13 protein-coding genes are annotated in these 11174 nt (G+C 71.9%); 9 read left to right on the forward strand and 4 right to left on the reverse strand.

What is annotated here, in order from left to right:
* Positions 1-46 precede the first annotated feature (46 nt).
* The 7 genes from rutA to DEJ04_RS12975 are packed head-to-tail and all read left to right on the forward strand — an operon-like array spanning position 47 to position 7310.
* A complete protein-coding gene (gene rutA / locus DEJ04_RS12945; protein ID WP_111030592.1) occupies positions 47-1147 on the forward strand; it encodes a pyrimidine utilization protein A in 1101 nt (366 codons plus the stop codon).
* On the forward strand, positions 1144-2055 hold the full coding sequence (locus tag DEJ04_RS12950) for a carbon-nitrogen hydrolase family protein (protein WP_111047319.1): 912 nt from the start codon (positions 1144-1146) through the stop codon (positions 2053-2055). Before rutA ends, DEJ04_RS12950 begins: the two co-directional genes overlap by 4 nt.
* Entirely contained in the window at positions 2052-3695 is a 1644-nt protein-coding gene (locus DEJ04_RS12955) for an amidase (RefSeq protein WP_111047320.1), read from the forward strand. The genes DEJ04_RS12950 and DEJ04_RS12955 overlap by 4 nt, the downstream gene beginning before the upstream one ends.
* Before the next feature lie 43 nt (positions 3696-3738).
* Entirely contained in the window at positions 3739-5196 is a 1458-nt protein-coding gene (locus tag DEJ04_RS12960) for an MFS transporter (protein WP_181437813.1), read from the forward strand.
* Between the two features lie 46 nt (positions 5197-5242).
* Positions 5243-5866 (forward strand): isochorismatase family protein, encoded by a 624-nt coding sequence (locus DEJ04_RS12965; protein ID WP_111047322.1) that lies wholly within the window; start codon positions 5243-5245, stop codon positions 5864-5866.
* Complete coding sequence (locus DEJ04_RS12970) at positions 5863-6495, forward strand: TetR-like C-terminal domain-containing protein (protein ID WP_111047323.1); 633 nt, start codon at positions 5863-5865, stop codon at positions 6493-6495. The genes DEJ04_RS12965 and DEJ04_RS12970 overlap by 4 nt, the downstream gene beginning before the upstream one ends.
* Positions 6492-7310: a GntR family transcriptional regulator gene (locus DEJ04_RS12975; RefSeq protein WP_071405936.1), complete on the forward strand. Its 819-nt coding sequence runs from the start codon at positions 6492-6494 to the stop codon at positions 7308-7310. Before DEJ04_RS12970 ends, DEJ04_RS12975 begins: the two co-directional genes overlap by 4 nt.
* 17 nt (positions 7311-7327) lie before the next feature.
* On the opposite strand, the gene DEJ04_RS12980 is transcribed toward DEJ04_RS12975, so the two are convergent.
* The 3 genes from DEJ04_RS12980 to DEJ04_RS12990 form a co-directional block, all read right to left on the reverse strand.
* Entirely contained in the window at positions 7328-7558 is a 231-nt protein-coding gene (locus DEJ04_RS12980) for a helix-turn-helix transcriptional regulator (RefSeq protein ID WP_071245067.1), read from the reverse strand.
* Positions 7558-8169 carry a hypothetical protein gene (locus DEJ04_RS12985; protein ID WP_111024466.1) on the reverse strand — a complete coding sequence of 204 codons (612 nt, stop codon included), beginning with the start codon at positions 8167-8169 and terminating at the stop codon, positions 7558-7560. Before DEJ04_RS12985 ends, DEJ04_RS12980 begins: the two co-directional genes overlap by 1 nt.
* A gap of 77 nt (positions 8170-8246) precedes the next feature.
* Entirely contained in the window at positions 8247-9278 is a 1032-nt protein-coding gene (locus tag DEJ04_RS12990) for a YeiH family protein (protein ID WP_111032734.1), read from the reverse strand.
* 9 nt (positions 9279-9287) lie between these two features.
* Between DEJ04_RS12990 and DEJ04_RS12995 the strand changes: the two genes are divergently transcribed.
* Together DEJ04_RS12995 and DEJ04_RS13000 are read left to right on the forward strand one after the other, a co-directional pair.
* Positions 9288-10019 (forward strand): hypothetical protein, encoded by a 732-nt coding sequence (locus DEJ04_RS12995; RefSeq protein WP_111047324.1) that lies wholly within the window; start codon positions 9288-9290, stop codon positions 10017-10019.
* Complete coding sequence (locus DEJ04_RS13000; RefSeq protein WP_111047325.1) at positions 10016-10681, forward strand: hypothetical protein; 666 nt, start codon at positions 10016-10018, stop codon at positions 10679-10681. Before DEJ04_RS12995 ends, DEJ04_RS13000 begins: the two co-directional genes overlap by 4 nt.
* Here the strand turns inward: DEJ04_RS13000 and DEJ04_RS13005 are convergent.
* Complete coding sequence (locus DEJ04_RS13005) at positions 10675-11046, reverse strand: LppP/LprE family lipoprotein (RefSeq protein ID WP_111047326.1); 372 nt, start codon at positions 11044-11046, stop codon at positions 10675-10677. The two genes, DEJ04_RS13000 and DEJ04_RS13005, sit on opposite strands and share 7 nt — an antisense overlap.
* Positions 11047-11174: the final 128 nt, after the last annotated feature.

Here is an 11174-nt window from a genome sequence, read left to right on the forward strand (position 1 = left end):
CCCGTTCGTCCCTCCCTCGACACCCACCACAGAAAGCGAGTCCCCCATGGACATCGGAGTCTTCATCCCGATCGGCAGCAACGGCTGGCTCATCTCCACCACCTCGCCCCAGTACAAGCCGTCGTTCGACCTCAACCTCGAGATCGTGCAGAAGGCCGAGTCGTACGGCTTCGACTTCGCCCTCTCGATGATCAAGCTGCGCGGCTTCGGCGGCCCGAGCGGCTTCTGGGACGAGAACCTCGAGTCCTTCACCCTGATGGCCGGTCTCGCTGCCCGCACCGAGCGGATCCGCCTGTTCGCGACGACCGCCGTGCTGACCATCCCGCCGGCGATCGCGGCGCGCATGGCGGCGACCGTCGACTCGATCTCGCACGGCCGCTTCGGGCTCAACCTGGTCGCCGGGTGGCAGAAAGCGGAGTACGACCAGATGGGCCTCTGGCCGGGCGACGAGGTGCACTTCAAGCGCCGCTACGCCTACCAGACCGAGTACATGCAGGTGATGAAGGAGCTGTGGGAGACCGGCCGGAGCGACTTCCACGGCGAGTACTTCCAGATGGACGACTGCCGGATGCTCCCGCGGCCGACGTCGCACATCCCGATCGTCTCGGCCGGCCAGTCGTCGCAGGGCATGGCGTTCGCCGCGGAGTACTCGGACTACAACTTCTCGATGGGCGTCGGCGTGAACACCCCGACCGCCTACGCCGAGCAGAACCAGGCGCTGCTCGAGGCCCGCGAGAAGACCGGCCGCGACGTCGGCTCCTACGTGCTCTTCATGGTCATCGCCGACGAGACCGACGAGGCCGCCCAGGCGAAGTGGGAGCGGTACAGCGACGGGGTCGACGTCGAGGCCATCGCCTGGATGACCGGCCAGGCGCTCACCGACGCCGAGGGCGAGGAGGGCAACACGGCCAAGCGGATCTCGCTGCCCGAGGGCGCCGTGAACATGAACATGGGCACGCTCGTCGGCTCCTACGAGCACGTCGCGGCGATGCTCGACGAGGCCGCGGCGGTCGAGGGCACGAAGGGCATCATGCTGGTCTTCGACGACTTCCTGCAGGGGATGGACGACTTCGGCACCCGCATCCAGCCGCTGATGCGCACCCGCGAGGGCGTCGCTTCCGCTGCTCCGAGCGCGGTCACCGCATGAGCGCCGCAGCGAGCCGTCCGGTCATCGAGGTCGCGGTCGTCCAGGCCGGCGAGGTCCCCGCCGACCACGACGTCGCCCTCGACGAGCTCATCGCCCTGTTCGAGGAAGCCGCCGTCGGCGCCGACCTCGTCGTCTTCCCCGAGCTCTGCACCACGCCCTACTTCTGCGGCGTGGTCAACGACAGCCGGAAGTCCTGGGCACAGCCCGTCCCCGGTCCGGCGACCGCCCGCTTCGCGAGTGCGGCGAAGCGTCTGGGCACCGCCGTCGCCTTCGGTCTGTACGAGGAGGCCGGTGGGGCCCAGTACAACAGCGCGGTGCTCATCGACGCCGAGGGCACGCTGGTGCCGGGCACCGACGTGCACGGCGACCGTGTGGCGTCGTACCGCAAGACCTCGATCCCGACGAACGCGATCTCCGACGTCGACGAGAAGCACTACTTCGAAGCCGGGTCCGGACCGGTCGTGTTCGATGCCCTCGGCACCCGCTTCGGCATGCTCATCTGCTACGACCGGAGCTTCCCGGAGTACTGGCTCGCGTCACGGGCCGCCGGCGCCGAGGTGATGCTCGTGCTCGTGTCCTCGATGGGCTTCCGCGAGACCCTGTTCACCCAGGAACTGCAGGTCCGCGCGCTCGAGACCCAGACGTGGGTCCTCGCCCCGAACCGCGGCGGCGAGGAGACCGTCGACGGCAAGACCGTCAGCTACTTCGGTCGGTCCTCGGTCGTCTCACCACGGGGCGACCTGGTCGTCTCGGCCCCCGCCCACCAGGCGGGGCCGATCATCCGGGCCACCATCGACGTCGGCGAGGTCACGGCAGCCCGCCGGGACTTCCCGCTCGGACGTGACCGGCAGCCCGGGGTGTTCCGGTACCTCGCCGACGCCCACGCAGCGGCGGCGGTCCCCGCGTGACGGACGTCGCCGCCCTGGTCCGCGGAACCATCGCACCGCAGCTCGACCGCGCGCTGGCCGCGAGCCGCGCGAACCCGTTGCCCGCCGCCCCGTCGGCGCTGCCCGCGGAACCGGCGCACAGCGCGCAGCTGTTCGGCCGGCTCCTCGACGCAGCGGTCGACGGGGCCCCGGCGCCGACCGCTGCCGGTCCGGACGACGACCTGGCGGCGTCCCGGGCAGCCGCCGACCCCGCCGCCGCCTCGGTCGTCGAACTCCTCGCCGCGTACCGGTCCGGCACCACGACCCCGTCCGAGGTCCTCGCCGCACTCGCCCCGCACTGGACGAGCGACGACGTCTGGTCCGACGCCGTCCTGCGCCTGGTGCACGGGGCCCAGGAAGCCGCCGCCGAGTCCACCCGCCGCTGGGCGGACGACGACGCCCGGCCGCTCGAGGGGATCCCGTTCGCCGTGAAGGACATCATCGACGTCGCGGGGACGATCGTCACGAGCGGCTCGCTCCAGACCGGTGACCGTGTGGCCCCGGCCGACGCCACCGTCGTGGCCCGGCTCCGCTCCGCCGGCGCGATCCCGGTGTTCACGGCGGCCACCACCGAGTTCGCCTTCGGCGGGCCGCACAACGCCCGGTACGGCGCCGTGCGGAACCCCTGGGACCCCGAGCGCTGGACCGGTGGCTCCTCGACCGGGTCGGGTTCGGCACTCGCCGCCCGGATCGTCCCACTCGCGCTCGGATCGGACACCGGCGGGTCGATCCGCGTGCCGTCCGCCCTCTGCGGGACCACCGGGATCAAGCCGACCTACGGGCTCGTGCCGCGAACCGGGGTCGCGAGCCTGTCGTGGACCCTCGACCACGTCGGACCGATGGCACGCTCCGCGGAGGACCTCGCGCTCGTCCTGCGGGTCATCGCCGGGTCCGACGGCCAGGACCCGACGACGTTCAGCACCGTCCCGCTCATCGAGGCCGCGCCGGAACGGGTCGAGGGGCTCCGGATCGGGGTCCCACTCGGCTGGTTCACCGAACGCGTCGACCGTGCGGTGCTCGATGCACACGCCGCGGCGGTCGAGCGGTTCCGCGAGCTCGGTGCGACCCTCGTACCGATCGAGTTCGACGACCTGGAGTCGATCGACTCGGAGTGCTGGACGGTGTTCTACGGTGAGCTCGCCGCGAACCAGGAGGCCAACGCCGGCACGGCCGACCTGTTCGACGCCGGGACCCGCGCCCGGTTCGACGTGTCGTTCCTGCCGACCGCTGCCGACTACCTCCGGGCACTCCGCCGTCGCCCGCTCGTGCAGGCCGCGATGGTCACCCGGATGGACGAGGCCGGCGTCGACGTGGTGCTCACCCCCGGGATCGGCGCCACCGCCCCGCGACTCGACGACCTGACGATGTCGGTCGACGGCGAGCGCTTCAACCTGCACGACGTCATCCCCCGGAACACCCGGCTGTTCGACTACGTGGGGTTCCCCGCGCTCATGATGCCGGCGGGCACCGCGCCGGACGGTCTGCCCGTCGGCGTGCAGCTCGTCGCGCGGCCGTGGGACGACCGCCTCGTGCTGTCCGCAGCGGCCGCCTTCCAGCGGACCACGACGCACCACCGCAGGGTGCCGTCGTCGTCCGCCGTGCGAGGGCCGAGCGATCGGTAGCCGCCCCGTCGACGAGGGCGCCGCCCGGCGACGCGCCTGGCAGGTGCTCTGCGCGTCGAGCCTCAGCGTCGTCCTCGTCTTCATCTCCTCGAGCGCACTCCTCATCGCGCTCCCCGACGTCAGCCGTGACCTCGATGCCAGCGCCGTGCAGTCCAGCTGGGTGCTCCTCAGCTACATGCTCACCACGACCACCCTCATCCTGGTCTTCGGGCGCATCGCCGACCTGGTCGGTCGTCGCCGCCTCTACATCGCCGGGATCCTCGTCTTCCTGCTCGCCTCACTCGCGTGCGGCTTCGCTCCCGACGCGGCGGTGCTGCTCGGCGCCCGACTCGTGCAGGGCGTGGGCGCGGCGGCGATCGTCACCAACACGACCGCGCTGCTCACCGATGTCTTCCCGGAGTCGATCCTGTCGCTCGGCCTCGGTCTGAACGCCACGGTCGCCGCGGTGGGGCAGGTCATCGGTCCGGTCGTGGGCGGCCTGGTCGCCGAGTCGTTCGGGTGGCGCTGGATCTTCCTCGCCGGCGTGCCGATCTCACTGGCCGGACTCATCTGGTCGCTCCGGTTGATCCCGCACAGCACGCGTCCCCGTTCCGGCGAGCGCCTCGACGTGCCGGGGTCGGTCCTGTCCGTCGCCGCCGTCGGACTGCTCGTCGGTGCGGTCTCGACCGGCGGCTCGGTCGGTTGGTCGGCCGTCCCCGTCGTCGCGATGACCGGCGGCGCGGTCGTGCTCGGCGGTGTCTTCGTGTGGACCCAACGCCGGGTCGCGCACCCCCTGGTCGACCCGGCGATCTTCCGCGACCGCACCACCATCACCCTGTTCTCCGCCGCCGGGCTGTGCGCCCTGTCCAGCTACGCACTGGTCCTGCTGGCTTCCCTGTCGTTCCAGGCGGTCGACGGCAAGGACGCCGTCGACGCCGCCCTCTGGGTACTGCCCACGCCGATCGGCACGACGGTCGCGGCGGTGAGCGCCGGGTTCCTCGCCCGCCGGGTCGCCGCGCGGACGCTGTCGACCATCGGCATGCTCCTCATCGCGCTCGGCGCCGCGGTGCTCGCGGTGTCCCTCGCCGACGGCGACGCCTACGCCGTCACCGCCACCGGCCTCGGCGCCGTCGGGGTCGGCACCGGCGTGTTCATGACGCCGAGCACGTCGGCACTGATGACCCGCGTCCCGGAGCACCGCCGCGGCATCGCGAACGCCATCCGTTCGGCCCTGCAGAACGCTGGTTTCCTGTTCTCGACGGCGCTCGGCCTCGCGATCGCGACGGGCGGCCTGTCCGCGGCCCAGGCGGCTGCGGCCTACGACGGCAGCCTGCTCAGCCTGCCGTCCGGCGACGTCCAGGTGTTCGTCGACGGCGTCCGCGCCGCGGCGCTGACGTTCGCCGGCTGCGCGGCCCTGGGGGCGCTCATCGTCGCGTTCGGTCCGTTCGGGCCTCCCGACCGGGAGGCGCCACTCCGGCCCGACAGGTCGGGGCCGATCCCCGAGCCGGGGGCGTCCACGTGACCGTCCCCACCCTGGCAACGACCACCCACGACGGAAGCAGGACGCCATGACCGACGACCACCAGGACTACGCGGCAGCCGGCTTCACCGGCACACTCCGCCCAGGACGACGCGCTGCGCTCGTCGTGGTCGATCCGGTCCGCGCCTACGTCGACCCCGACTGCGGGCTCTACGCGGGCGTCGAGGAACCCGTCGAGCGGATGCGGGAGCTCACCGCCGCTGCCCGCGCCGCCGGGGTGCACGTGGCGATCACGACGATGGCGCTCTCCGCCGACGGGTCCAACGCCGGCGTGTTCTTCCGCAAGGTGCCGGCACTCGCCGCGTACCTGCCCGGCGCGTCGACCGGAGCGTTCGTCGACGGGCTCGAACCCCTCGACGGCGACACCCTGGTGCCCAAGCAGTACCCGAGCGCGTTCTTCGGCACGTCGCTGGCCGCCGACCTCGTCGCCCGCGGCGTCGACACGCTCTTCATCGCGGGGCTGTCGACGAGCGGGTGCATCCGCGCGACGGCCACGGACGCCATGCAGCACGGGTTCGTGCCGATCGTCGTGCGCGAAGCCGTCGGCGACCGGTTGCCGAGCGTGCACGAAGCCAACCTGTTCGACATCGCCGCCAAGATCGGCGAGGTCTGGCCCATGGACCAGGTCCTCGAGCACTGGGACGCGGCATGAGCACCACGACGCGCATCGAGGCGCCGGTCCGGGGCCGGCCGCGGAGCGCTGCCGTCGGCGAGTCCGTGTACACCGCGTGCGTCGAGATCCTGGCCGAGGGCGACCCCCGCGCGTTCACGATCCGCGCCGTCGCCGACGCGGCCGGCGTGGGTGCGGCGACGATCTACCGGCGGTGGTCGAGCAAGGAGGTCCTGCTCACCGAGACCGTGATCCGGCTGATGGAGGAGCACATCCCGACGGTGCAGGACGCCCCGATCGCCGAGGGTGTCCTCGGGCTCACCCGAGGATGGGTGCACGCCCTCGTCGCGACGCCGGTCGGTCGGGCGCTCCCGCTCATCGTGGAGACCGCGTCGCACGAGCCGCGGGTCGCCGAGGCCGTCGCCGAGTGGCACCTGGACCGGCGGCTGAGGGTGAACGCGATGCTGCAGCGGGCGATGGACGCGGGCGACCTGCGACCGGACGTCGACCTCGGCATCGCCGTGGACCTGCTCGGCGGGCCGACGTTCTACCGACGCGTGTTCGTCTCGCTCGACATCCAGGCGCCCGACTACCCGGTGCGGCTGGCCCGGGAGTTCCTGCGGTGGGCCGGTTGGACCGGCGACCTGTCGACGGTGGGGGTGGCCTCGTGACCGGGACCGTGCCGGAGGGGTTCGCCCCGTCCGCGGCCTGGACCGACATGGGGGTCGGGACGACACCGTCGGCACCGGGTCACTGGATCGGGTTCAACCGACGCTCCGACGCGGCACGCCAGGTGTCCGACCTGATCCGTGCCGACATCGTCGCGGGGCGGTTCACCGGTCCGCTGCCCTACGAGTGGGAACTACTCGACCTGTACGGCACGACGCGGAACGTCCTGCGGGCTGCCCTCGCGTTGCTCAAGGAACAGCGGCTGCTCACCCGTGCGCCGCGATCGGGCACGTTCGGTGTGCGGCCCGTCGCCTCGGTGAGCCTGGCACGCACGTCCGACGAGGTCACGATCTACGGCGAGACGGCCGGGGGCAGCGTCTTCGAGTCGCCCCGGCTCAGCATCGTGCACCTGTGCGTGCAGCAGGTGACCGCGCCGGAGACCGTCCGGCGCAACCTGCAGATGACCGGCAGCAGCGCCTTCTTCGTCGAGAGCCTCATCTCGTTCGACGGCGAACCGAGCCGGGTCCGGACGAGCTGGGTCCCGCACGAGCGCTTCCCCGACCTGGTCGCCGAACCGCTGACCGAGTACGTGCCCGACGTGCTCGTCAGGAAGGCCGGCGCGCGGCCGGAGGCACGACGGTTGCTCCTGAGCACCGTGAACGCCGACCAATGGACGGCCGACCTGCTCGACATCGATCCCGGCCAGGCGATCTTCCACATCGAACGGCTGATGTGCCTGGCCGACGGGACACCCGTCGAGTACGGGTTCTCGCGGTACCGCGGCGACCGGGCGGTGATCGACTCCCGGATCACGTGAGGCCCGGGCGGGGATCGTCAGTCGGTGCGGACCGAGAAGACGTCGCCCGGCTGGCAGCCGAGCACCTCGCAGAGTCGGGTGAGGGTGGAGAACCGGATCGCGCGGGCCCGGTTGTTCTTGAGCACCGAGAGGTTGACGACGGTCACACCGACGCGGTCGGCGAGCTCGGTCAGGGTCATCCCGCGCTCGGCCAGCAGGTCGTCGAGGTGACAGACGACCGCGTGGCCGTCCTCCTGTTCCGGGGGCATCAGACCAGCCCGGCCTGGTCCCGCACCATCCGCTGCGAGGCGGTGAGCGCGAACCGGAAGCAGACGACGACGAGCAGGCCGAGGTACACGGGCAGGAACTGGTGGTCGACCACCGGCGTGGGCAGGTACCCGTCCCATCCGAGCCCGGACACGACCCAGTTCCACCCCATCCGGCGGACGAACGACGGCAGGAACCCGGCGGCCAGCACCGCGCCGCCGAGCCAGTCGAGGATCCGGGTGGTCGAGCGGTCGAAGAGCCCGCCGCGTGAGATCTTCCAGGCCACCGCCGCCACCAGGGCGATGAGGGCGCTGACGAGCAGGACCTCCAGCGCGTCGCCGACGCGGATGTACCCGATCGCACCACCCGGCACGTCGGCGATCGGTGCCCGGAGCACGAGCTGGTCGGACGTCACCGTCGCACCACCCGGAGGCTGCGGGACGGCACTGGTCTCGCGGATCCGGATCGGCACCGCCACCGTGCCCGAGGCGATCGAGTGGACGAGCAGGTCGACGTACCGCCACACCACGATCGCGATGCCGATCGCACACGAGACGACGTAGGCCAGGTAGGAGTTCCGCCCGCGGGGCGGTTCGTAGACGGGCGTGGTCACGGCTGCTTCCCCTGTCGATCATCGATACCATCGAATTTCGATGTAACGATAAACGATAGGTCCGGTGCCGGCAACCCCTACAGCAGCCCGAAGGCCGCCTGCATGCCCAGGCTCGTCCCCGCCACCAGGACCCACAGCGCGATGCCGAGCAGCATCGGCCGGAACCCGGCACGGCGGAGCGCGGCGAAGTCCGTCGAGCAGCCGATCGCGGCGAGCGCCACCGTGATGAGGAACGAGGCGGCCGTCGCGAACCCCGGCGCCACGGACGCGGGCAGGACCCCGACCGTCCGGAGCAGCACCACCACGAGGAACCCGATCAGGAACCACGGCACCAGCCGGAACACACGGAACCCGCGACCCGGCCCCGAGGCGGGGGTGAGCTGCTCGCGGGAGGCGCGGCGGGCCTCCAGTCCGGCCAGCCCGATGACGATCGGGATGATCATCAGGGTGCGCACCAGCTTCACGACGACCGCGGTGTCGGTCGCCTGGCGGCCGTAGACGGTCGCCGTGGCGACGACGGACGACGTGTCGTTCACGGCGGTGCCCGCGAAGACGCCGAAGGCGTGCTGGCTGAGGCCCAGGGCGTGTCCGAGCAGCGGGAAGGCGAAGACGGCCGCGATGTTGCAGAGGAAGATCGTCGACATCGCGTAGGCGACGTCCGCACTGACCGCACCGATGACGGGTGTCACGGCGGCGATCGCCGAGGCGCCGCAGATGCCGGTCCCGACGCCGATCAGGGTGCGGAGTGCGCCCGAGACCCGGAGCAGTCTGCCGATCCCCCACGCGGCCACCAGGCAGACGACGAGCGTCGCGAGCATCACCGGCAGGGTCTCACCGCCGATGCGCAGGACCTCGCCGATGGACAGCTGCGCGCCGAGCAGGACCACGGCGAACTGCAGGACCCGGCTGGACGAGAACTTCACGCCGGGAGCCAGCGCGGCGAGTGTGCCACCGGTGCGACGCCGGACGAGCCACCCCACGACGGCACCGATCAGGACGGCGGGGACGGGACCGCCGACCACCGGGACGACCCGGCCGACGAGGGTGGCGACGATGCCGATCGCCACGGCGAGGGCGACACCGGGTGCGGCGGCACGGACGGACTGCATGGGAACAGCATGTCGCGCTCGCGGACGATCCGTGGCCGTGACGGGCAGGATGGCACGGTGGAGTACTCGGGGGAACGGTGGGTGCAACGGCTGCGCGACGGGGAGATGCCGAAGCGGTGGCCGTTCTTGCTCGGCTTGGCGATCGTGACCGTGGCCGGTGGCACCGGGGTCGTGTTCTCGATCACGCACCTCGATGCCTTCCTGCACTCGGATGCACGCCGTCCGTTCGCCGTGCCGCTGTTCTCGGTGATCCTGCTCGTGCTCGGCCCGGTCGCAGCCGTCCTCTCGCGGATGCGCGGCCGGAGCGACCGACGGATCCTCGCGAGCATCCGTCGGCACGGTACGACGCCGCGCTTCCACCTGCCCGTCGTGCGGAGGGGCGAGTACACCCTCGACGACTTCCCCGAGCCGAGACCCGAGATGTGGACGGTCGATGCCGCTGGGCTGCACGCGTGGTCGCCGGAGCGGGAGACTCCGGTGTTCGACCTGGAGTGGAGTGCAGTCCACTCGCTCGAACTCGCCTCGGCAGAGGTCCGCGGGCAGCGGGTGGACACCGGCATCTGGATCATCACCGAGGACGTCGGGCGCTTCACCGTGCAGCCGCGGCCAGCGATCGGACGGCCCTTCGGTGCCAGCGCGACGAAGATCCACATCGTGATGCAGGTGCTCCGGTCGCTGCGCCGGGAACTCGGGTCCCAGCCGGACGCCGGGCGTCCTGGGCGGACACGGACCGAGCGATGACCCCGGCGGACGAGCCCTGGGTGCAGCGGCTACGCGACGGGGAGATGCCGAAGCGGGGGCCGGTGCTGCTCGCGGCGGTCGTCACCACGGCAGTGGGGGTCGCCGCGCTCGTCGCCGAGTTCGCGTTCCCGGACTTCCTCCGGGGCATCGACAGTGCCCGGACGCAGGGGTCGTTCGTGCTGTGGCCGATCGTGGTCGCGGGGTTCGGGGTGCTGCTGGCCGTGTCGACGCTGTCCGCCGGGCGAGGCGACCGCCGGACGCTCGCTCGCATCGGAGCGGGGCGGGCACCCCGGTTCCACCTGCCCGTGCTGACGTCCGGCCTGCGCACCTCCGACGACTTCCCGAAGCCCCGGCCCGAGGTCTGGACCGTCGACGAGTTCGGCCTGCACGCGTGGGCACCGTCACGGGACGCGCCGGTGTTCGACCTGCCGTGGGCGCGCATCCGGCGGTTCTCCGTCGCGACGAGGGAGTCCCGCGGCCAGCGTGCCGACTTCGGCGTCTGGATCACCACGACCGACGGTGACGACGTGGTCGTGCAGCCGCGGTCTGCCCTCGGACGTGGGTTCGAAGCCGGACCGGACAAGCTCGACACCCTCGTACGGGTCCTCCGCACCCTGCAGCGGGAGCTCGGCGTGGCTTCCACGCCGGCCGACCGTCACTGAGCGGGCGGGGTGTCCCCCGTCATCTCGACGCGGCCGGTCTCGTCGTTCCAGGTGAAGGTGGCCGTGGTGCGGCCGGAGGGCGCTGCGTTCGGCTCGCCAGCCTTGGCGAACCGGTAGGTCACCGTGACGGCCGAGTCGCTCTGTCGTTCGACGGTCGGCTCGAAGGCGTACTGCTGGGCAGTGGCCGTGCCGAGGTACCGGCCTTCGTGGAACAGCAGGATCGCGTACGGGGATCCTGCTGTTCCGAACTCGGGCGCGACCACGGACCAGGACAGCGGCGCGCAGGCGTCGTAGCCGGAGTAGTCGGCGTTCGCGGCGTCCCACTTCGCATCCTCGAGGCCGGCGGGCAGCGGCAGGGCCGCGATGCCCTCGGCCGCAGCCGCTGCCGTGGGCGCGCATCCGGCGGTTCTCCGTCGCGACGAGGGAGTCCCGCGGCCAGCGTGCCGACTTCGGCGTCTGGATCACCACGACCGACGGTGACGACGTGGTCGTG

Origin of the sequence: Curtobacterium sp. MCLR17_044 (assembly GCF_003234435.1) — a bacterium.
Taxonomy (GTDB): domain Bacteria; phylum Actinomycetota; class Actinomycetes; order Actinomycetales; family Microbacteriaceae; genus Curtobacterium; species Curtobacterium flaccumfaciens.